Below are 20,944 nucleotides of genomic sequence, written 5' to 3'. Positions count from 1 at the left end.
GGCATCATTCCGCTAAGGCTTTAGCACCACTTTGATGCAGCCGTCTTCCTTCTTCTGGAAGAGCTCGTAGGCGGCTGCGGCCCCGTCCAGGGCGACCTCGTGCGTTTTGAGGTCCATGACGCCGAGCGGATCCGCGGGATCCTCCACGAGGGGCAACAGTTCTTCCGTCCACCGGCGGACGTTGCATTGCCCCATCCGGAGTTGGAGCTGCTTGTCGAACATCGTGAGCAGCGGCATCGGACTCGCCGTTCCCCCATACACGCCGCTGAGCGAGACGGCGCCTCCCCGGCGCACCGAATCTATGGCCGCGTGGAGTACGGTCATGCGGTCCACACCCGCGGTTTCCATGGCCTTTTTGGCCAGCGCATCCGGCAGGAGCCCCACAGCATGTTGGGCGAAGGCTCCGACCGGGGAGTGATGGGCCTCCATGCCGACGGCATCGACCACCGCGTCCGGCCCCCGGCCGTCCGTCATGTCGCGGAGCTGCTCGGCGATCTCGTCCGTGAAATCGACGGTTTCCACTCCGTGCCGCTCAGCCATCTGGCGGCGTTCAAGAACAGGCTCGACGGCGATGACCCGCTGGCCCAAGTGGCGGCCCACCCGGCTGGCAAACTGCCCAACCGGGCCCAGGCCGAAGACAGCCAGAGTTCCGCCCGGACGGGGGTCCGCGTATTTCACGCCCTGCCACGCCGTAGGAAGAATGTCCGAGAGGTAGAGATAACGCTCATCGGGGAGTTCCTCCCCCACCTTGATCGGCCCGTAATCCGCGTGCGGAACGCGAAGGTATTCCGCCTGCCCGCCGGGGACCGATCCATAGAGTTCGGAGAACCCGAAGAGGCTCGCGCCGCTGTTGTGGGCATGAACCTGGGTGGTCTCGCACTGGGACTGCAGGCCCTGTTTGCACATCCAGCATTGGCCGCACGAAATGTTGAACGGGATCACAACCCTGTCGCCCGGCTTGAGGTTGGTAACTCCGGAGCCAACTTCTTCAACTACGCCCATAGGTTCGTGGCCCAGGATGTCGCCGGCCTTCATGTACGGCCCGAGGACTTCGTATAGGTGCAGGTCCGAGCCGCAGATCGCCGACGACGTGATTTTGACGACGGCGTCGGTCGGCTCCTGGATCACCGGATCCGGGACGATCTCCACGCTGACGGACCGTTTGCCCTGCCAAGTTAGTGCTCTCATGCTCGCTCCTTCAATCGAAAACGGTGATTGATAAGTATGCTGACCAATTCGATTATGCCCCGACGGAACGTCCGTGTGAAGGACATCCGGATTGTTCGGCCGGAGATGAGCGCCGCCCCTGCGTCGAAGAGTGGCTGCTACGTATTGACCCGGGCGTACCCGCGGAACAGGATGGATTCAGGCCGGAATGGCTGCCGGACAACGGTCCGGCGCAGCAACCTGCCGGGCCAAAACGAGGCATGGCGGGCTTGCCTGGGGATTCTGACGCGAAGGTCCGGCAGCCGACAACGAAAGGGCTTACCGTGAGCGAAACCCCGAACACCGAGAGGCACCACGCCCAGGAACCGGCTGAAGGCGGGACAGATGTTCCGGCCGAGTTCCTGAACGAACGGCAGCACTCCGAAGAGCCTGCGGAGGGAGCCGACGCAGACGAGGCGGCCCCGCGCCGGCCGGCTGACGGCGGCACCGCAGCGCCGGGCTCCCAGGGACCGACGTCGGGGCCGCGCGAGGATTCCTGACGCGAACCGTCCCGGGAGAGCACCGACGGTGAAGACCGGTACCCGGACGGAGCTTGCCTTTCCTCGTTGTTATCCGGCCGCTGTGTCGGTGCCATTTCGGCGTCGGAGTTCCTCGACGGCGAGTTCGAACCAGCTMAACGCACCGAAAGCCGGCCGGACGGAGTCCAGGTGGACGAACAGGGCATCGACCAGTTCTGCCAGCTCTTCATCGGCCAGCGCCCGCACCGTCGGTGCGGGGTCCAGGTTCCCGTCATAGAAGTCGCAGAGGTTACGGCCGTGGAGTCGGCCACGGTTTTCTCCGGCGCCGCCGCTGGCCACGCAGGAAGGTGAGTGCCGGGTATGCCGGCCCAAGCTGATGAGGGCAGCCTTGCCGGCCAAACCCCGGGCCACGAGGGCGCCTGGGTTCCGCTGGGAGCGTTCACCAGGCTCAGCCTGTGGTTGGTGCTCCATGAACCCTCCATCGACTCCGTCGCGTAATTTTTAGCCGGCCCTGCATCCGTGGAACTAAGCCTAGGAAGAGCAGCACGTGAGGACAAGTGCCGTGTTGGGGACATACGGACGCTCGCTGGATCCGCGGGACAAAGCAGCCTCGACGGCCCGGCATACAGGGGTCTGGACGACGGCTTGTCCTGGTGGTACCTCTAATGAGGACCAAGGAATGTGGTCTGGAACTTCACAGATGAGGAGCACTGAGATGGGCGTTGGAGACAGCATCCGCAAGGCAGCAGACGACGCAATGAAAGACCTCGGCGGCAACGCCATGCCACCGGACGACGGTCAGACGCCCGAGCCCGGTGCGGAGTCCGATGGCGTTCAAGTCCATTCATCGATCAGCGAAGGCTCCAACGCCGGCGACGACGCCGGCGACGACGACGGCGGCCGCCCGGCGGATGAGGCCGCCAGGGACTCGCTCGCGGGCGACCTTACCCGCAGCATCGATCCGGACCAGGACGACCCCGGCACGGATCCCTCCGCAGAGGCGCGCCGGACAGGAAATTAGGGCTTCAAATGGTCGCCCGTTTCACCGGGCCGCGAGGAAGGACAAACGTCGCCGTTGAGATTCCCCTTGCTGAAGCGGCTGGCATCCGGCCGGCGGACCGTGGGGCCAGCAGCCTACGCCGCTGTCCTGTCGCTCATCGTCCTGGCCCTGGCCGGCGCAGTCGGTCTGGGCCTGCACCTGCCCTGGCTGTTTCCCAGCCTCGGGCCGACGGTGATGCTCTTCTTCGAGTCCCCCGAGCAGCCTTCGGCCCGGCCGGCCAATACTTTGATAGGACACCTGACCGGCCTGGCCATGGGCATCATTTGCTTCTACGCCCTCGGTCTCCATGGCAGCCCATCGGCACCCGTCGGCGGACTCACACTCCCCTACGTGGTTGCCGGGGCGCTCTCCGTCGCGCTGACGACGCTCGTGCTGACCCTGTTGCGCAAACCGCATCCTCCGGCGGGGGCGACCACGCTGATCGTGAGCCTGGGCATTCTGAGCAGCCCGGCCCAACTGTTGTCCATGGCGGGAGCCATCCTTCTAGTCACCGCGGCCGGCTGGGGCCTCAATGTGTTCCTTGGCACCAAGCCGGCCGCCCGGCATTGAGCCGCAACCGGGGCGGCCGGCACGCGAGGGGGTGCCCGGGACTTGACCCGCCGTCTCCCCTCGCAACAACCCTCGTGTCTTCTAGGAACCAGCCTGGTCAAACGCCCGCTTCGCGGCCGCCTGGGCATCAGCCAGGGCCTTGTCGGGTGCCTTGCTGCCAAGCAAAGCAGCAGCGATGGCGTTGTTGACTTCCGTCTTTATGGTTTGGCCCGCAGGCGATGCCCCAAGGGACTTTCCGGCAGGGACCACCTCGTAGTAGGTGGCAATGGTTTCGTCGAATCCTGCGTTACCGCTGGGCTTCACGTACTTTTCCCGGATCAGCTTGTCCGCCGAGGGTGAGCCAGTGAAGAGGCCGGTGTTTATCCCCCCGGGCGTCGAAGAAATCTTTTCCGCCCTGGCAGCTCCGGCCGCGGACCAGGCATCGTCGGTTACCAACGACGTCATCCACGCGCACGCGGCGTCGGCGTTCTTCGCAGCAGCAGGGATCACGAACGAGGTACCCCCGGCCACGGTGAAAGGCTTCCCGTCTTTGTCTTTAAAGGGAACAGCCGAGATGCTCAACGATTTCGAATACGGCGCGAGGACGTTGACGTACCACTGTGCATCGACCTGTGCACCGACCTGGTTCTTGACGAACTGGTTGTCTTTGCCGAACGTGTCGAACGAGTCACTGTAGCTCTTGGCCTTCGCATAGCCGCCTTGGGCGTCGTAAATTTCCTTAAGGAACGTCAACGCCTGGACGTTAGCGGGATCGTCCAGGGCTGGCGCCCCCTTGTCATCCATGAGTTTGCCGCCCTGGCCGAGGATCCACAGTTCGGCCTGGCCGCCCGCTACCGGGTCGAAGCCAAGGGTTGCCGGATTGTCGCCGTTCGATTTGTGAGCCTTGGCGACGGCGTCCAGCAACTTCTTCTTGTCCGAGGTGTCAATGCTGTCTTTGGATACACCGGCAGCCTCCAGAACATTCTGGTTGAGGATAATAGCGGCGGGCTGGTAGAACTGCGGCACGGCCCATATCTTGTCCTGATAGGTGACCTGCTGGGTCACGGCCGGATAGAACTGCTTGGCCGGATCCATGCCATGGGCCTTAAGGCATCCAATCCAGAGGCTTAATAAGGCCCTTTGCGGCGTACGTGGCGACGAAGGCTCTGTCCATTTGGACGACGTCGGGAACGTCACCGCTGGCGGCTCGCGTCGTGAATTTCTGGGCGTCGAACGGGGTTTGATCCATGGTGATTTTGACGTCCCCGAGCTGCTCGGCCGCATATTTCATCCGGGCTTTACCCACATCGTCCGCGTTGTCGAAGGCCCATGCGTTCAAAGTCCCCGAGGACTCTTTCTTGAATTCCGTTGTCTCCCCGGGTGCGGCACTGCCGCTGCCGCACCCTGTCAGCCCCAGGGCGACCACGGCCAGAACCACCGAGCTCTTCTCCCACACACGCATTTGCATCCTCCCCAGTTTCCGCTTCATTGACTTCGCAGCTAGGAATTCTTCGGCGAAACGCCCCCGTAACTGCCACATTGTAAGTAAGCTTGCTAAATCGAAAGTTAGCCGAAGCAACCGACTGACGCAAGAGGTCGCCCACGCGCTGTTTGCGGGCGGCGGAACGCTGATTCGAGCCTAAGAATCAGGGATTGGGGGCCAGCGATGACCGCAAGCGCATCCGGCAAGGTCGTGCCACCAAAGGCAAAGCGCGGCGCTCGTCCGGGACGTCAGAAATACAACCGCCGCGAAGCGGTGGCGGGCTATTTGTTCATTGCGCCGTGGCTCGTAGGGTTTGTCGTGTTCATGCTCGGCGCCATGGCATACAGCTTGGTCATTTCCTTCAGCCGGTACAACCTCGCCACCAACGTGGCGCGGCCAGCCGGGACAGCAAACTACGCGCAACTCTTCGAGGATCCCAAGGTTGCTTCCTCACTAGCCAATACGCTGTTTTACGCTGTGTTGGCGGTGCCGTTGGAGATCTGCGTGGCCTTGGGGCTCGCGCTCCTGCTGAACCGGGTCGGGCGCGGCGCCGGTTTCTTTCGCACCGTCTACTACCTCCCCAAAATGACGCCATCAGTCGCCACCGCCGCAGTCTTCCTTCTGCTGTTGAACGGGAATACCGGAGCCATCAATCAGGCGCTTGGATTCTTCGGAATCACCGGACCCCAGTGGCTGATTGATCCGGCTTGGGTAAAGCCCTCAATCGTCCTCATGACCCTGTGGGGAGTCAGCGGCACGATGGTTATCTTCCTGGCGGCGCTCAAGAGCGTCCCGAAGGACCTTTACGAGGTGGCGTCCCTGGACGGCGCAGGTCCCGTCCGTCAATTTTTCTCCATAACGGTCCCCATGATTTCGGGAGCCATCTTCTTCAACGTGATTGTACTGACGATTGCGGCGCTGCAGATCTTCGATCAGGCTTATCTTCTTTTCTGGCGCGACCAGACCAGCACGGCCCCCGAGGCGTCGCTGTTTTACGGCATCTACCTCTTCCAGCAGGCGTTCCGGGAGTTCAACTTCGGGTTCGCCGCCGCCATGGCCTGGGTGCTGTTCGTCTTCATCCTGCTGATCAGCCTTATCCAGGTGAAAATCGGGAATCGGTTCGTCTACTACGAGGGGGAAAAACGCTGATGGCGACACTACGGACACAAGCCACGGCCGAACCGGCCGCCGCTGCAGAGACTTCGGTCGTTTCCTCCGGCGGCCGGCGACCCCCACGGAGGGCGCGGGGTGCACGTCCTGCGGCGGCCAGGTTGGCGCTTTGGACGATCTTGATCGTGATCAGCGGTGCTTTTCTCTACCCGCTGGTGTGGCTTATCGCGGCCAGCCTAAAGCCGCGCTCGGAAGTGTTCGACAATGCGCTGATCCCCCGCACGTTCTCACCGCAAAACTATCTGCAGGTTTGGGACCAGCTACCGCTGGTTCACTGGGTGGTCAACAGCTTCCTCATCGCAGTGCTGGCCGCCACCCTCGTCACGGTTTCCAGCGCTATGGTCGCGTTCGGTTTCGCCTACTTCCGCTTCCCCGGCCGCAGTTTCCTTTTCGGACTTGTGCTGGCCACCATGATGCTTCCGGGTGCCGTCACGATGGTCCCGCAGTACCTGATTTGGAAGAACCTGGGGGTTCTTGGCACCTGGATTCCTCTCTTCGGAATGAACCTATTCGGCTCGGCCTTCTACATTTTCCTGCAGCGGCAGTTCTTCCTCGGGCTCCCCCGCGAACTGTTCGAGGCGGCCCGAATCGACGGGGCCAGCTACTTCGGACTTTTCCGGCGGATAGCCCTGCCGCTGTCCATCCCGTCGCTGGTGGTGATCTTCATCTTCGAGTTCCAAGCGAGCTGGAACAATCTTCAGTCCGCGCTGATCTACCTGAACGCCGGTTCCGTCGAAGGCTTCACCGCGCCCTTGGGGATCGCCTACGCGATGACCAAGTACAGCCCCACCAACGGCGGCCAGGGCGATTACCAGTACGTGATGGTCGCAACGCTGCTCATTACATTGCCGATGCTGGTCCTGTTCGCCTTTGGCCAACGTCATTTTATCGAGGGCGTAGCCACAGAGGGCAGGAAAGGCTGACAAGGGGCCTGGGATAAGCGAGGGTGGACCTCGGAGACTACCGCGGAGTTGCCCCACCGGAGCCCGGCACCAGCTGTATACGAAAAACCATCGACACCTTTGCAACCGGCACCTACCGTGGTGCCATGGACATACGACCGACGAACGACCCACCTGATCCGGACCACGCAACCGCCGGCGATGAGGTGCCGGCCGATGCATTTTCCCCGGTGGTCGACCCCGATCTCACACCGGGCCCCTCTCCCGACGAGAAGCAGGCGCAGAGCCCGCATGACGAGGAACAGGCATAACAACTGCAACGGGCGCGGGGCGCTGCCTTTAGCCGCGCCGCCCTAGTCAAAGTGCGTGGTGACTTTTCCTCCGCCCGCGGATTCGACGACGGAAGCTGCTACATCGCGGAGCTTCAGGTTGCGGTGGTTCGAGGCAGACTTGATTAGATCAAACGCCTCCTGTTGCGTGCACCGGTTCTGCGCGATGATGACGCCAACAGCCATGTCGATCACCGTGCGCGACGTCATCGCCAGCCGCAGGCTCTCGGCTGCTTGGCTGTGCTGAGAGAGCAACACCGCCAATCTCAGGCCCTTGGAGGCTTGAGAGACGAACTCCTGGGCAAGGTTTACCGCTCCGCCGCCAAACGCGTTGGCTTTTTCCGAATAAAGGTTTAATCCCGCGCGGACCGTGTTGTCAGGGAGGTGAAACGGGACGGCGAGGATGGATCTGATGCCGTTAGCGGTGGCAATGGCGTTGTAGTTCGGGAAAGTCTCGTCACCGGCCAAGTCTGGAATGTGGACCAGCAATTGCCTGCGGCTGGCCATCAAACATGGTCCCTCATCGAGCTGGTACTGCAGCTCGTCGAGCTTGAGTGCCTTTTCACCGCTGCTGGCCACCGTTCCCGCCGAGCCGTGACGTAACAACGTAATCCGCAGAACACCTCATTGCTGCCCGAGGACAGATTGGCAGCGGCATAACAGGCAAGCTCATCGAGGAAATCCGCAACATCCTGAGTCGCCAGGAGCAAGTCCTGAATTTCCGCGACCACCGGTTCCCGCCGGTCGTCGATCGGGCCGGGCATACTCGTCGGTTCCATACCTAACTATGTACCCCTCTAAGACCGGGCGGGCTACCCCGCGGACCTCAAGACCGGCACTCCGCCTGCGCCGACCGGACCCTGGATGCTGGACCCCGCCCCCACAACGCACTGTGGGCTACGAGTGTGACCTAAGTTACTTCCGCGTACAAAAGTGGTGCCCTACGATATTTTTTGGGTCAAGGCGCGGCCCGTTCGTTTTTAGTAGAGAGCTTCAGATCTATGACTACCGGCAAACTCAGCGTCACGATCTCGGTGGACCTCGACGCTTCGACTGTCACGATCCGCCCGGTTGGCACGCTGACCACGCGCAACATCCAAGTCCTCCTCACCCTTCGCCACCGGGCTGAGCGCGTCCTCCCCCAGTGCGAGGCCGACCTTGACAGCAGTCAACTTCGGTACGACGCGGCGGGCACCCTGGACGCCCTGGCCAGCTCTGGACTCCATCCGGGCGCCATGCGGCACAGCGGCAGCAACAGGTCTCAGCCCACCCTGAGGCAGGCCGCATGAACGCCATCCGTACAAGCGCCTGCGACCGTACCGTGCACTCGTATACCGGTTGGGCCGCCCTGCCGCCGCGCGAACTGACCGCACTACGACAAGCTGCGCTCACTGCGAACGGCACAGAAAACCCGGCTCTGGTATCTGAGCTTCTCGCACTGATCGACCGGGAATTAGCCAAAAGGGGGCCGAGACTCCCCCGCTCCCCACACCGGCTCTAACCGCGCCCCAGGCACCTGAAGATATGGCCGTCCATTGGGGGACGGCCATATCCCGGGAACCGCAACGCTGCATTTACGCATTCAAAAGCAGCCGCACCGTGGCCACCCCACGAGATCGCGCGGGAGATAACGGGCAACATACCGCTCCGAGCTGCCGCCTTGGACGGCGTGGGCAGGCCGAACACCGCGAACAGGGACCTGCATCGATGCGAAGCCGGCCCTACGGTATTGGTTGCCGCGGCCGCAGCGTCCGGGTAGATTTCAAGGAGTTCGCTCCTCAGTGGAGGCCAGCCGCAGCCTGGCCGGCCCTCGGCGCCTTCCGGCGTTGTTCGATCGGACCGCATTCTCGGGTACTTGATGGAATTCTCAGCATGAATAAAAACCGCCTCGAGGCCTTCAGCGACGGCGTGCTCGCCATCATCATTACGATCATGGTCCTGGAGTTGCGGGTACCCCTCGAGCCGAGCTGGGCGGGATTGGCGGACGTGCTGCCCACGTTCTTGAGCTATCTCCTAAGCTTCATATACGTGGGGATCTACTGGAACAACCATCACCACATGATCCACCTCGCTGAAAAGGTCAACGGATCCATCCTGTGGGCCAATCTGCATCTTCTGTTTTGGCTGTCCTTGTTTCCATTCACCACGCGCTGGATGGATGAGTTCGTTTTTGCTCAGGTGCCAGTATTGGTTTATGGACTCAATTTGTTCTGTGCCGCCGTCGCCTATTTTGTTCTGCAACAGTCTCTGATCCGCCAACAGGGGCACGAAGGCGCCCTCTCACGAGCCGTGGGGCGCGATTGGAAAGGCAAAGCCTCACCCCTGATCTACCTCCTTGGCATGGCTTTAGCGACGCTGCAACCGTTGCTGGGCCTCGGGCTCTATACCGTTGCAGCCCTGCTCTGGCTGGTTCCGGACCGCCGTATGGAGCATGTCCTCAAGACCACGAGCCAGGCCTAACTGCTGAACGAAAAAAGCCATGGCGTCGACGATCAAAAATAGGTCCCCTGTCCTCCGCTCGTCCTTATCCTTGCGGCGACTTTCGCACGACGGCTGTCCCGCCATCAGAGCAGCCAACTGGAAACCGTTCACGAGCGTATTCCATTCATATAGGTCTTTACGACGTCGACCTCCCGATGGAAAGCTGGCGCCATGCGGAACCTCATTTTCGCCATGAACGTGACCCTCGACGGCTATATCGCCGCACCTGGCGATGACATCGGTTGGGGCGTGCAAAGCGACGAGCTCTTCCAGTGGTGGCTGGACGTGGAGCTGGCCAACAGCCTGTCCCTGTACGGGCGAAAGCTCTGGACCGTCATGAGTTCCCACTGGCCCACCGGCGACCAGCAGCCCAACGCCACCTCCGCGGAGATCGAATTTGCGCGGAACTGGCGGGACACACCGAAGGTGGTGTTCTCCTCGACGATCGACACGGTCAACTGGAATGCCCGCCTGGTCACCCGCGACGCGGTCGCCGAGATCACCCGGCTCAAGGCCGACGACGGCGGTCCGATGAGCATCGGGGGCGCAACCCTGGCCGCGGCGGCCATGCGGGCCGGGCTCATCGATGAGTACGCACTGGTCACCCATCCTGTCCTGGTGGGCGGCGGCACACCGTTCTTTACCGCACTGGACAGCCGGGTGAACCTGAACCTGGTCGAGCAAAAGACGTTTCCCGGCGGTGTCGCCATGAGTAGGTATGAGGCTAGGCGCTGAGCGCAATCCCGAAAAGCGCCGTCGCCCGTCTGGACAACAGCCGCCACTTCCCTGGCCTGCGCGGCGCCGCGCTATCGAAATTACCGGAGGCATACTGTGATCATGAAGTTCACCACAACCATCCTAGGTAGCGGCAACAAGGCGGGCATCGAAGTCCCCGAGGAAATCGTCAGCGCTCTGGGCGCGGGCAGGAGACCGCCGGTCGTCGTCACCATCAACGGGGCAAGCTACAACAGCAGCATCGCAGTGATGGGCGGCCGCAACATGGTCGGCGTCAGCGCCGTAAACCGGACACTCACCGGAGTATCTGCCGGCGACACCGTCGAGGTCGATCTCGCGCTGGACCTCCAGCCGCGCGTCGTCGACGTTCCAGCTGACCTTGCCGCCGCTCTGGAATCGGAGCCCGAGGCGAACGCGTTCTTTGCGACACTGAACTACAGCAGCCAGCGGCGCTACGTTGAACCGCTCGCGGCCGCTAAAACAGCAGAGACCCGCTCCCGCCGAGTCGCCAAGGTGGTGACCGACCTTCTGGCCGGCAAGAAGTAGCCCGTCTGTATCCTCGGCCGCGAACGCCGCCGAAGACCAATGGCGCCTCGCCCGACCCTAACGGGAACCGTCGAAACGACGACACGGTCTCCGCTGGAGTTCATGAAAGGCGGCCGCCGGCCGGCCCGGCCGCCGTGACCGGAGCCCGTGCCGGCCCCGCTGGGTAGTCTGCTAGGGGAACCTGACGCGTGGGTCAGCGCCAGCCGAGCTGCGGCGCCACGTACTTCAGGATCGACTCGATGACGTGGGCGTTGTAGTCGACACCGAGCTGGTTCGGGACCGTGAGCAGAAGGGTGTCTGCCGCGGCGATCGCCTCGTCCTCGGCCAGCTTCGCGGCCAGTTCGTCCGGGGCACCCGCGTACGATCGGCCAAAAACCGCGCGCGTTTTCTCGTCGATGTTGCCCACTTGGTCGGAGCTGTGGCGGTCGCGGCCGAAGTATTGCCAGTCGCGGTCGTCCGTCAGTGCAAAGATGCTGCGACTGACCGAGACGCGCGGCTCCCGTTTGTGCCCCGCATCCTTCCAGGCCTGCCGGTAGAGCTCGATCTGCTCGGCCTGCTGGACGTGGAAGGGCTTGCCGCTCTCGTCGTCCTTAAGCGTGGAGCTCTGCAGGTTCATCCCGAGCTTCGCCGCCCAGATGGCCGTGGCGTTAGAGCCGGAACCCCACCAGATGCGCTCACGCAGGCCCTCTGAGTGCGGCTCCACGCGTAGCAGGCCCGGAGGGTTCGGGAACATTGGGCGGGGGCTCGGCGCCGCGAAACCCTCGCCAGCGAGCACGTCGAGCAGACGCTCAGTGTGTCTGCGGCCCATATCGGCGTCCGACTCGCCCTCAGCGGGGACGAAGCCGAAGTGACGCCACCCGTCGATGACCTGCTCGGGTGAGCCCCTGCTGATGCCCAACTGCAGCCGGCCACCAGAGATCAGGTCGGCCGCGCCGGCGTCCTCCGCCATGTAGAGCGGGTTCTCGTATCGCATGTCGATCACGCCGGTACCGATGTCTATGCGGCTTGTCCGTGCCCCAATCGCAGCGAGCAACGGGAACGGGGAGGCGTATTGCTGCGCGAAGTGATGGACCCGGAAGTAGGCTCCGTCCGCACCCAGCTCCTCGGCCGCGACCGCGAGGTCGATCGCTTGCAACAGCGCTTCCGACGCGTTGCGCGTGCCGGACTCCGGGTGGTCGGTCCAATGGCCGAAGGACAGGAAACCGATGTTTTTCACACCCAAAAAGAACATAGCGGCGGGGGTTCTTATTCCCGCGGGCCCCAGTTCGCGCCCCTCCCGCGGCACGGACCGACTCCGCGCCTGCCGCCGTTGCGGCCCGTCCGCCGCTTCCCACGGGGTCATTGGCAGGAGAGGCCGGGGGCCTTGCGGGCCTCCGTGGTCGGGGCGTTCGACGGCCGCGGGGCGCTGGCCGGTTCCAGCGCCCTGATCAAGGCACGGGGCTCCGGGAGGCTTACCAGCGCGCAAGAGGCGATCCTGGGGCTTTAATCCTGGTCTACGTCACATATCAGTACGGGTTGGAGCGTCTAAAGAGCCCGCACGCCTGCGCCGCCACCGAGGGTGTGCTCGACTCCGTCCAAGAGGATTGCCGTTTCGCTGCCACCGGCGATCGTGGCACGACCTTTCCGTGACACCTTTTGTAACTGTCAGGGCACGTCGGCAGTCGCGGACGCAACGGCAGGACCCGCTCCTGTCTGTGGCGAAGGTTGCAGATCGGTCCGGGCCAGAAGAGCGGCAACAACTTCGGCGACGAGATCTTCCTTGTCGCGCTTCTCGGCGTCTTCCGCCTGCGCGACTTCCACCCGTGCGGCTTGCCACGCCGACCAATGGCCGGAAACGAGCGCCCACAGCGACAGCGCCGAAACATAGGTCACGGAATCAAGCCAACCCATCATCAGCGAGACGGGGATCATCAGGATCCAAAAAACAGCGAGCCAGCCGTTGACCCGTCGCATGAAGATCGGGTCGCCCTGCACCATGGCCCACAAGCTTTTTACCGGCCCCAAGATCGTCCTCCTAAGGAATTTCGCGGGACAGCCCCGCCGACCGGGACGTTAGCGCGGCTTTCTGGGAAAAACCTGAATAGCTGGGGCCCGGACCTATCCGCTTCGACCCCTTCGTTACCCTTTCGAGCTGAAGCAGGGCGGCGGCAACCTAGTCCCGCCAGTCGGTCGGGAAGTCCGGGTGATTCCTGTACGCGGCGGCGAGGATACCTAGGGCGCCCCGTCGCGCCACTGCCATGCTGTCCATTGCTTCAGCGGCCGAAGAGATCCCAGCCTCCTCCGCAGCCTGCTTCCAGTCCTCGATGATTGCGCGCTTTTGGGCGCACTCCGCTAGCAGGCGCCGCGTGAGACGCGCCGCCGAAGGAGAACCCGCTTCGGCATGCGCGAGGCGGGCTTCTTCCTCGTCGATACGGTCCTCCAGGAATTCAACGATGCGCACCGGTGAATTTTGCCACATCCGGGTGCGCTCCGACGCACCGGCCACAATGGCCCGGAGCAACCGGGGGACGATGCCAACCGTTCGATCTGGGGGTTGACCCGCAATTACGCCGGCTGTACGTTGATCCGAGTTCTTCCACCCCCCAATGGCGGGAGAACGCCCCGAAGACGTCCCCGCACGTATGGTCGCGCCGACCGGTGCGGGGGCGTTTTTCGGCAGCCGTGGCGTTTTCCTCTCACCCCACAGCAAGTGCCTGCTTAGACCAGGGCCTCCAGGGATCCGACCCAGGGCTACTGTCCGTCCCGGCTCAGGCAAGCTCAGCGCTCTCTGTCCGGCATCGGCGTTCGGTGGGACAATTAATTGCGGTCCTGGGGCGACCCATTTGCATCGGAGACGACCATGCTCAATTCACTGCTCTGTCGGTCCAATATTCGGCACGATTGGCACACCGAACACGCCGACGATGGCACGCTGTATAGGCGGTGCCGACGTTGCGGCAAGGATGACGACGGAGGAGGCACCGGTAAGCCCAACCCCGGTGCGTGGGCCTTCCCCAGCTAGAAGACCTACGGGACCGCAGCGCCTGTGCAGGATCCCTTGGTGCGTCAGCGGAAGATGTTGTAGCTTCCCCAGCCGGTTCCGACGACGGTGCGGGTTCCCCAGGTTCCCTGGCGGTAGGGATAGTACGCGAGCCGGCCGTCGGTGATCCGCGCGGTGAGTCCGTGGCCGCCGGCTCCCCGAAAGCCGTCCAGGCGCGTGATGCTGTTGATGCTGTTCCAGCCGGTGCCCACGGTGCGGCGGGGTTCGGAAATGAAGCCGCCGGTTCCGGTGGAACGGTACAGCACCAGGCTACCATCGGTGCGCTTGGCCAACAGGTCTTGCGCCCCGTCCTGGTCGAAGTCGGCCATGGTGACGTACAGGCCTCCCCAGCCGGTCCCTGTCTTGATACGAGGACTGAGGGTTTTTCCGGTGCTGTTGCCGTAGTACCACAGGGTGCCCGCGGAGTCATACGCGACGACACCTGGGTATTTGTCGGTGGTGCGCCAGCGGCCGACGGTGACGTTGTAGCTGGCCCAGCCGGTTCCGATAGCTTGGGCAGGGGCAAAACCTCCGCCGGGCTTTCCGGGGTAGAAGGTCAGCCGTCCGTCCTTCCATTGGGCGATCACGTCGAAGACACCGTCCGCGTTCCAGTCGGTCACGAATCCGTGGATCAGCCCAGACCAGCCGGTACCGATTTTTTCCCGCGGCTGGAAGCCGCCCTTGCCGGTCGCCCGGTAGTTCCACAGCACGCCGTCGGACGCCGCCGCGACGGTGTCCGCGGCGCTGCCGATGGACGGGCGGAAAACTGTACCGACCGGGAGGGGAGCAAGGCGTGCAGCGTCTGTATTCAACAGCCGGTTGGGCGTGCCGACGCCCGGGGCTGCGATCACGCCGGGGCTGGCCTCGGCGGTCAACGCCGCGGCGACGGCCGCGGGGCTCAGCGCCGGGCTGTGCGACAGGACCAGGGCAGCAGCGCCAGCCACGTGCGGGGTCGCCATGGAGGTGCCGCTCATGGTGGCCGTCGCCGTCGTCGTGCCGATGCCGTCTGAGGTGATACCCACGCCCGGGGCGTAGAGGTCAACGCAGGCGCCGAAGTTCGAAAACGAGGCTTGCCGGTCCGAGGAGTCGCTCGCTGCGACCGTCAGGGCGTCCGGCAGCCGGGCTGGGGAACTGTTGCACGCGTCGACTGAGGCGTTGCCGGCGGCCACGGCGACCGTAACCCCGTCGTTGATCACCGCCTGAACCGCGGCATCCACCATAGAGCTGGCCGCGCCACCCAGGCTCAGATTCGCCACGGCCGGCACGCCGTCCTGATGGTTGGCGGCGACCCAGTCAAGGGCGGCCACCACATCCGAGTTGAAACCGGAGCCGGAGCAGTCCAAGACCCGTACCGGAATGATCGTGGCAGCCTTGGCGACCCCGTACGTCTTGCCGGCGATGGTCCCGGCCACATGGGTTCCATGGCCGTTGCAGTCACCCGTTCCGAGCCCGTCGGTGACCGCCGTCCAGCCCGCTGCGACGCGGCCGCCGAAGTCCGTGTTGCCGGCGAAAACACCGGTGTCAATCACGTACGCGCTCACGCCCGCGCCCGCGGCCGTGTAGGTGTAGGAACCGGACAGGGGCAGGGTGCGTTGATCGATGCGGTCCAGACCCCACGGTGCAGGCTGTTCGGTGTCCGAAATCTTTACGCGTGCGTCGGGCTCGACGCCGGCAACGCCGGCCGAGCTCCTCAGCTCTGCCGCCTGGGCCGCGGTGGCTGTGACAACGGCGCCGCGAACCGCTCTCGAGAAAGTGCGTCCGACGGCGATATGCCGGGACCGGAGGCTACGCACCTTTGCGGCGACGTCGGACCCGGGAACATAGCGCACCAGGTAACGGCCGGTTTCGGTCTGGCCGGTTTGCGCCGTCGCCGGGAACCCGGGCGCCGGCGGCGCGGCGATCGCGGATGCTGCCGAAGGCACCGAAAGACAGACCAGCAACATAGAGGCCAGGCAGGAGCGGAGGGTCGAGAGGCGCATTTTGATTTCCTTGAAACGGTGGGGCGGCAGGGGCAAAACCGTCATCTTCAAGGGTAGGGGCGGAGGCCAACCCGGGCCGTGGAACCGCATTAATCCTGCGGGAATCCTTTGGCACCCATAAGCCGTTCCCCCATCTCCGGGCTCGGTTCAAACGAGGATTGATGTGTCTACGCCCCGCCGCCGGCTCCCGCAGCTACGCCGGGACTCCGCCGTGTCCGGGACCGACACGATGCAGCACCGTTCACAGACAGCGGACCGGCCACGCTGGAGCGACGGGGAGCTGCCGTCGTTTCAGGCTTGCGTCGGACGCCTTTATTGTCGAGCCCGGCGGCATTGGCCCGATGCTCCCCGTTCGCTCAGTCACTTCTCGCGCCGACATGGAGGCTATATCCCTGGTCGAGATCCGAACATTTCCGAAGACGCGCCGTTGTTCAGAGGCATAAACTAGCGTCGATTCAACGGGGTGTCGAGAGGACACAGTCCAGGCTTTCGGCCGCCGGCCATCCGTGCGGCCGGTGGCGTCTTGGCGCTGTCGGGGCGCTGCCGCAGGGAGGATCGAGGAGGGACAGTGCCAGTGGGTGTGCGGGCGAAGTACCCTTCCAGGGGGCGGATTTACTGCCTGTCATCGGCAGCAGTTCATCGCCATTAGGGGGTGCCAGGGGTTCTGGGTCTTGGGAAATATTTTGGGTCAGCGCACAACGTTGCGGTGGCCCGCATCCAGGCGCTGGGTCCAACCTCGTGAATCAAGATGTTCCAGCAGTGGGATCGCGACCCGGCGTGTTGTGTCGAGGGCCTGACGGGCCTGGCTTGTGGTGAACGGCTGATCCAGGCCGGCAAGGGTGCGCATCGCAAGGGCCGGCGCCGTTGGCAGCAGCACCACGCCGTCACGCAGCCGAAGCAGGCGCCCCGCCCGTTCGGCGGCGGCCAGCTCCCGGTTGCCCAGACCGAGTTTGGCCAGCTCGTCGGCTTCCGGCGCGTGGAAGGGATGTGCGGTGAGCCGGCGTTCCAACGCGGCGATCGCCGGCTCGACGGGGCCGAGTTTGTCCTTGCTGCCGGGGATCCGGATATGGCCGCCGTCCGCTTCGAGCTGTGCGCCGTCGATTACGTGGGGCAGCAACCTTTCGTCGGGCAGGGAGAGCAGGCCGACGGCCGCCCCCATCGACAGCCCGGGAGCCAGCGGGTCCCGCTTTTGCAGCTCCTCGACGACGGCACGCAGACGCTGCCGCCAGGCCCCGAGGACGGGCGCGTGCACCCACCATTCACCAAGCACTTCCAGGCCCGGCAGCTGGGCAGGGTCCTGGCCGGACAGCAGCCCGAGCCGGTTCAGATGGTCTGCCCGGACCGCCCCGCGGGCCGCCACTTCTCCCAGCAGGTCACCGGCGGGATCCATCCCGGCGAGCCGCTGCGCCCACTTGGCCCCGTCGCCGCGCCGCACGAGGGGTGGCGGGTCGGCGTCGAGGATGCGGGCGCCACCCAGCACGGAGTGCCGCCCCGGGTCACGCAGCACCAGGCGGTCGCCAAGGACCAGCGGCAGGCGCCTTTCGAGGACGAGCCGGGCGTGGTCGGCGCCGAATGGCCTGAGCCGGGCCGGCACCGACGCGGTTCCCACGTGCACCATGAGTTGTTCCGGCACGTCCGTATAGGCGACGCCCGAGGTGCGGTGAATGCCGACGACGCCGGTGGAGGGCCACGCGTCCGGAGTCACCAGGGCGTCTCCCCTGCGGATTTCTGCGGCGGCGACGTCGCGAAGGTTCAACGCCACCCGGCTGACCGGCATTACCGAGTCGCGGGCGGTGTCGCAGCTCTGCAGGCCGCGGATAACCACCGGGCGGGAATTGTCATGGCCGATAAGTTCCATCCGGTCACCCCGGGCAAGCGTTCCTGCCGCCAGCGTTCCGGTGACCACCGTTCCCGATCCGGTGACGGTGAAGGACCGGTCCACCCACAGTCGGACGCGCCCTGTGGGGGTAGGCGCAGGTATCCGGGCCAGGACGTCGTCGAGTGCAGCGCGCAGTTCGGGCAGACCAGTTCCGTCGACGGCCGACACCGCGACTGCGGGCGCCGCCTGCAGCCCCGTTCCGCCCAGCTCTGCCCGGGTTCTGGCGAATACGTCCGCGAGCCGGTCTCCCGAGGCCCGGTCCGCGCGGCTCAACACCACCACACCGTGCTCGATGCCGAGGGCGAGGACGGCGTCGCGGTGATCGCTGGATTGCGCCTGCCACCCCTCATCGGCGGCGACGACGAAGCAGACGACCGGCGCCGGGCCGATTCCCGCCAGCATGTTCCCGAGGAATCGTTCGTGGCCGGGGACGTCAACGAACGCTACGTCTGTCCCGGAGGGCAGGGTGGTCCACGCATAGCCGAGGTCGATGGTCAGGCCGCGGCGCCGTTCCTCCTCCCACCGGTCCGGCTCCATCCCGGTGAGGGCGCGGACCAGGGTGCTCTTGCCCGAATCGACGTGCCCGGCCGTGGCGATGACGTGCACTGTTTAGCCCGCTCCGCCCGCGTCGGCAGCCGTCAGGGATGCCCGGGCCTGCCGTACAGCATGGAGAATCCGTTCGTCGTCCGCAGCGGGAACGCAGCGCAGATCGATCAGGCAGGCGCCGTCGTGGACGCGGGGCAGTACGGCCGGGTCACCCGTGCGCAAAGAGCGCGCGAGGCGCTCCGGTAGCCGCAGCGCCCATCCCGGCAAAGGAACCCCGGGGGCGCCGCCGCCGCCTACCCGGCCGTCATGGGCCACGACGGGCACATCGAGGGCCTCGGCAAGCCTGTCCGTGCGCCGCCGCAATTCATCGGCTCCGGCGTGCAGGGCCTGAAGAACCGGAGGCGGTCCCCCGGCCAGCGTCGCCTCCAGGGCGGCGAGGGCGAGCTTGTCGGCGCGAACCGCCCGGGCCAGCGGGTGGCGGGCCAACCGCGCGATCATTTCCTTGCTGCCCAGCAGCAAGCCCGCTTGCGGGCCGCCGAGCAGCTTGTCGCCGCTGGCGATGACGACGTCGGCCCCGCCCACCAGCGCGGAGGTCACGTCCGGTTCGTCGGGGAGGAGGGGGTCCGGTGCGAGCAGCCCACTGCCGAGGTCCGCCACGAGCGGCACGCCGTTGGACTCGGTCAGCGGACCCAGTTCGTGCAGCGGCACGGCCGACGTGAAGCCATCGACCCGAAAGTTGCTCGGATGGACCTTGAGCACACACCCGGTGTGCGGTCCCAGCGCGTCCGCGTAGTCGCGCAGGTGCGTGCGGTTGGTGGTGCCAACCTCCCGAAGCGTCGCGCCGGTTGATTCCATCAGGTCGGTCAACCGGAAGCCGGCACCGATCTCGACCAGCTCGCCCCGGCTAATGACCACCTCCCGGCCGGAGGCCAGGGCGGTGGTGGCCAAAACCAGTGCGGCCGCACCGTTGTTGACCACCAGGGCGTCCTCGGCGGCGGGGCAAGCGGCGAGCAAGGCGTCCCGGGCGCCTGCTCCCCTGCGTGACCGGGTCCCTTCGGCGAGGTTCAGCTCGACGTCAACGTAGCCGCTGGCGGTGACGAGGGCGTCCACCGCGGCTTCGGAGAGCGGGGCGCGTCCCAGGTTGGTATGGACGACGACGCCGGTGGCGTTCAGGACCGCGTGCAGCGTTGTTGGCCGCCGTGCGGCGAGGGCGGCAAGCAGTTCCCGCTCGACCAGCCGGGGTGGGAGCTCACCGCGGCGCGCCCGCTCCTGGGCTTGCGTGATGAGGTCACGGATAATCCGCTCACTGAGCCGGGACCTGGCCTCGCGGACGGCTGGCAGCGCCAGGAGATCATTGGTCCGGGGAATCAAGCGCCGGGGGTCAACGTGGTCCACAGCCCTCCTTCGGCGCCGGCGGTCATGCTTGAAGTTGGCGGTGGCGGACGGGAATCGAACCCGCCAGGCCGAGATACTCAACCGCACCGGTTTTGAAGACCGGGGGGCCCACCAGGACCCGGACGCCACCGCGCATCAATATAGCAGGGTTGCCTCGGGAGGTACGCTAGGCGGGTGAATGAGGCTCAGACCACAGCCCGGCAGCTCAAGGACGGCAGCCCGGGGACATTTCGGCTCACCGACTTTGCCCACGGCGGGGGGTGCGCCTGCAAGATTCCTCCCGGCGAACTCGAAGATGCCGTCCGGGGCCTCATCGGCCAGGCCGGCCCGGAGGTGCTCGTGGGCCTGGACAGCGGCGACGACGCCGCGGCCGTTTTGGTGCGCGATGATCTGGCTGTCCTCACCACCGCCGACTTCTTCACTCCCGTCGTCAACGATGCGTACGACTGGGGCCGCATCGCGGCGGCCAATGCCCTCTCGGATATCTATGCGATGGGTGGACGGCCCGTCACGGCCATCAACCTGGTCGGCTGGCCGCGGGGTGTCCTGCCGATGGAGCTCATGACCGAGGTGCTCCGCGGCGGGCTGAGCGTGGCAGCCCAGGCCGGGTGCCCGGTGCTGGGCGGGCACTCCATTGATGATCCGGAGCCGAAGTACGGCATGGCGGTCACCGGCGTCGCCCATCCGGACCGGCTGCTGCGCAACGACGCCGCCCGCCCCGGGCTGCCCATCACGCTCACCAAGCCGATCGGCGTCGGGCTCCTCAACAACCGCCACAAACAGACCGGCGAAATCTTCGAAGAGGCAGTCGAGACGATGGCCAGCCTCAACCGTGACGCCGCCGAGGCCGCGGTGGCCGCCGGCGTCAAGGCGGCCACCGACGTGACCGGCTTTGGACTGCTGGGGCACCTTTTCAAGATGGTCCGCGCCTCGGAAGTGGGCGCCGTCATCGATGTCAGCGCGGTGCCCCTCGTCGACGGCGCCCGGGAGGCGCTGCGCGATGGCTTCGTCTCGGGCGGGACCCGGCGCAACCTTGACTGGGTCCGGCCCCACCTCGGCGCGACCGCCGGCATCAGTGAGGACGATCTTTTGCTGCTGGCCGATGCCCAGACCTCCGGCGGCCTGCTGGTTGTCGGTGAGTTGCCAGGCTACCCCGTCATTGGCCACACCACGGCCGGCCGGGGTATCCAGATCCGCTAGGTCGGGG

22 protein-coding genes and 1 tRNA gene are annotated in these 20,944 nt (G+C 65.2%); 11 read left to right on the top strand and 12 right to left on the bottom strand.

What is annotated here, in order from left to right; translation table 11 throughout:
- Positions 1–12: 12 nt before the first annotated feature.
- Positions 13–1,188 (bottom strand): zinc-dependent alcohol dehydrogenase, encoded by a 1,176-nt coding sequence (locus AC1DBE_RS00710; RefSeq protein WP_476880182.1) that lies wholly within the window; start codon positions 1,186–1,188, stop codon positions 13–15.
- A gap of 302 nt (positions 1,189–1,490) precedes the next feature.
- Between AC1DBE_RS00710 and AC1DBE_RS00705 the strand changes: the two genes are divergently transcribed.
- A complete protein-coding gene (locus tag AC1DBE_RS00705) occupies positions 1,491–1,706 on the top strand; it encodes a hypothetical protein (RefSeq protein ID WP_476880183.1) in 216 nt (71 codons plus the stop codon).
- A 69-nt stretch (positions 1,707–1,775) separates the two neighbouring features.
- On the opposite strand, the gene AC1DBE_RS00700 is transcribed toward AC1DBE_RS00705, so the two are convergent.
- Positions 1,776–2,156: a hypothetical protein gene (locus tag AC1DBE_RS00700; RefSeq protein ID WP_476969308.1), complete on the bottom strand. Its 381-nt coding sequence runs from the start codon at positions 2,154–2,156 to the stop codon at positions 1,776–1,778.
- 244 nt (positions 2,157–2,400) lie between these two features.
- Here AC1DBE_RS00700 and AC1DBE_RS00695 point away from each other — a divergent pair, with 244 nt between their 5' ends.
- On the top strand, positions 2,401–2,706 hold the full coding sequence (locus tag AC1DBE_RS00695; RefSeq protein ID WP_476880186.1) for a hypothetical protein: 306 nt from the start codon (positions 2,401–2,403) through the stop codon (positions 2,704–2,706).
- Positions 2,707–2,760: 54 nt separating this feature from the next.
- On the top strand, positions 2,761–3,294 hold the full coding sequence (locus tag AC1DBE_RS00690; protein WP_476880187.1) for an HPP family protein: 534 nt from the start codon (positions 2,761–2,763) through the stop codon (positions 3,292–3,294).
- A gap of 81 nt (positions 3,295–3,375) precedes the next feature.
- On the opposite strand, the gene AC1DBE_RS00685 is transcribed toward AC1DBE_RS00690, so the two are convergent.
- A complete protein-coding gene (locus AC1DBE_RS00685; RefSeq protein ID WP_476969307.1) occupies positions 3,376–4,368 on the bottom strand; it encodes an ABC transporter substrate-binding protein in 993 nt (330 codons plus the stop codon).
- Between the two features lie 10 nt (positions 4,369–4,378).
- Positions 4,379–4,735 carry a hypothetical protein gene (locus tag AC1DBE_RS00680; protein WP_476969306.1) on the bottom strand — a complete coding sequence of 119 codons (357 nt, stop codon included), beginning with the start codon at positions 4,733–4,735 and terminating at the stop codon, positions 4,379–4,381.
- A gap of 204 nt (positions 4,736–4,939) precedes the next feature.
- On the opposite strand from AC1DBE_RS00680, the gene AC1DBE_RS00675 reads away from it, so the two are divergent.
- The 3 genes from AC1DBE_RS00675 (at position 4,940) to AC1DBE_RS00665 (ending at position 7,139) form a co-directional block, all read left to right on the top strand.
- Positions 4,940–5,905, top strand: a complete 966-nt coding sequence (locus AC1DBE_RS00675; RefSeq protein ID WP_476903431.1) for a carbohydrate ABC transporter permease — start codon at positions 4,940–4,942, stop codon at positions 5,903–5,905.
- On the top strand, positions 5,905–6,849 hold the full coding sequence (locus tag AC1DBE_RS00670) for a carbohydrate ABC transporter permease (RefSeq protein WP_476903432.1): 945 nt from the start codon (positions 5,905–5,907) through the stop codon (positions 6,847–6,849). The genes AC1DBE_RS00675 and AC1DBE_RS00670 overlap by 1 nt, the downstream gene beginning before the upstream one ends.
- Positions 6,850–6,974: 125 nt before the next feature.
- Positions 6,975–7,139, top strand: coding sequence for a hypothetical protein (locus AC1DBE_RS00665; RefSeq protein WP_476880429.1), 165 nt, complete (start codon positions 6,975–6,977; stop codon positions 7,137–7,139).
- 42 nt (positions 7,140–7,181) lie between these two features.
- Here AC1DBE_RS00665 and AC1DBE_RS00660 read toward each other — a convergent pair whose 3' ends face one another.
- Positions 7,182–7,736: a GAF and ANTAR domain-containing protein gene (locus AC1DBE_RS00660; RefSeq protein WP_476969305.1), complete on the bottom strand. Its 555-nt coding sequence runs from the start codon at positions 7,734–7,736 to the stop codon at positions 7,182–7,184.
- A gap of 422 nt (positions 7,737–8,158) precedes the next feature.
- On the opposite strand from AC1DBE_RS00660, the gene AC1DBE_RS00655 reads away from it, so the two are divergent.
- From AC1DBE_RS00655 to AC1DBE_RS00640, 4 genes are all read left to right on the top strand, one after another.
- A complete protein-coding gene (locus AC1DBE_RS00655; protein WP_476969304.1) occupies positions 8,159–8,446 on the top strand; it encodes a hypothetical protein in 288 nt (95 codons plus the stop codon).
- Between the two features lie 583 nt (positions 8,447–9,029).
- A complete protein-coding gene (locus tag AC1DBE_RS00650; protein WP_476880432.1) occupies positions 9,030–9,617 on the top strand; it encodes a TMEM175 family protein in 588 nt (195 codons plus the stop codon).
- Positions 9,618–9,809: 192 nt separating this feature from the next.
- Positions 9,810–10,373 (top strand): dihydrofolate reductase family protein, encoded by a 564-nt coding sequence (locus tag AC1DBE_RS00645; protein ID WP_476903434.1) that lies wholly within the window; start codon positions 9,810–9,812, stop codon positions 10,371–10,373.
- Positions 10,374–10,475: 102 nt separating this feature from the next.
- Positions 10,476–10,919, top strand: coding sequence for a YdeI/OmpD-associated family protein (locus AC1DBE_RS00640; RefSeq protein ID WP_476880551.1), 444 nt, complete (start codon positions 10,476–10,478; stop codon positions 10,917–10,919).
- Between the two features lie 193 nt (positions 10,920–11,112).
- On the opposite strand, the gene AC1DBE_RS00635 is transcribed toward AC1DBE_RS00640, so the two are convergent.
- The 7 genes from AC1DBE_RS00635 to AC1DBE_RS00605 all read right to left on the bottom strand — a co-directional run bounded on the left by AC1DBE_RS00635 (position 11,113) and on the right by AC1DBE_RS00605 (position 19,867).
- Complete coding sequence (locus tag AC1DBE_RS00635; protein WP_476903435.1) at positions 11,113–12,150, bottom strand: LLM class flavin-dependent oxidoreductase; 1,038 nt, start codon at positions 12,148–12,150, stop codon at positions 11,113–11,115.
- Positions 12,151–12,563: 413 nt separating this feature from the next.
- The gene (locus AC1DBE_RS00630; protein ID WP_476903436.1) at positions 12,564–12,896 is read right to left on the bottom strand and encodes a hypothetical protein; all 333 of its coding nucleotides are present in this window, start codon (positions 12,894–12,896) and stop codon (positions 12,564–12,566) included.
- A 175-nt stretch (positions 12,897–13,071) separates the two neighbouring features.
- Positions 13,072–13,359 carry a DUF6221 family protein gene (locus tag AC1DBE_RS00625; protein WP_476880311.1) on the bottom strand — a complete coding sequence of 96 codons (288 nt, stop codon included), beginning with the start codon at positions 13,357–13,359 and terminating at the stop codon, positions 13,072–13,074.
- A 605-nt stretch (positions 13,360–13,964) separates the two neighbouring features.
- Positions 13,965–15,917, bottom strand: a complete 1,953-nt coding sequence (locus tag AC1DBE_RS00620; protein WP_476880312.1) for a S8 family serine peptidase — start codon at positions 15,915–15,917, stop codon at positions 13,965–13,967.
- A 688-nt stretch (positions 15,918–16,605) separates the two neighbouring features.
- Positions 16,606–18,402: a selenocysteine-specific translation elongation factor gene (selB, locus tag AC1DBE_RS00615; RefSeq protein WP_476969303.1), complete on the bottom strand. Its 1,797-nt coding sequence runs from the start codon at positions 18,400–18,402 to the stop codon at positions 16,606–16,608.
- 3 nt (positions 18,403–18,405) lie between these two features.
- The gene (gene selA / locus AC1DBE_RS00610; RefSeq protein ID WP_476969302.1) at positions 18,406–19,737 is read right to left on the bottom strand and encodes an L-seryl-tRNA(Sec) selenium transferase; all 1,332 of its coding nucleotides are present in this window, start codon (positions 19,735–19,737) and stop codon (positions 18,406–18,408) included.
- 35 nt (positions 19,738–19,772) lie between these two features.
- Positions 19,773–19,867, bottom strand: a tRNA-Sec gene (locus AC1DBE_RS00605).
- A 44-nt stretch (positions 19,868–19,911) separates the two neighbouring features.
- Here AC1DBE_RS00605 and selD point away from each other — a divergent pair.
- Positions 19,912–20,937 (top strand): selenide, water dikinase SelD, encoded by a 1,026-nt coding sequence (gene selD / locus AC1DBE_RS00600; RefSeq protein WP_476969301.1) that lies wholly within the window; start codon positions 19,912–19,914, stop codon positions 20,935–20,937.
- The last annotated feature ends 7 nt before the right edge of the window (positions 20,938–20,944 follow it).

Source organism: Arthrobacter sp. 10T416 (assembly GCF_056394165.1).
Note: the sequence above shows the minus strand (reverse complement) of the source record. Positions and strands in the feature narration are given on the sequence as shown.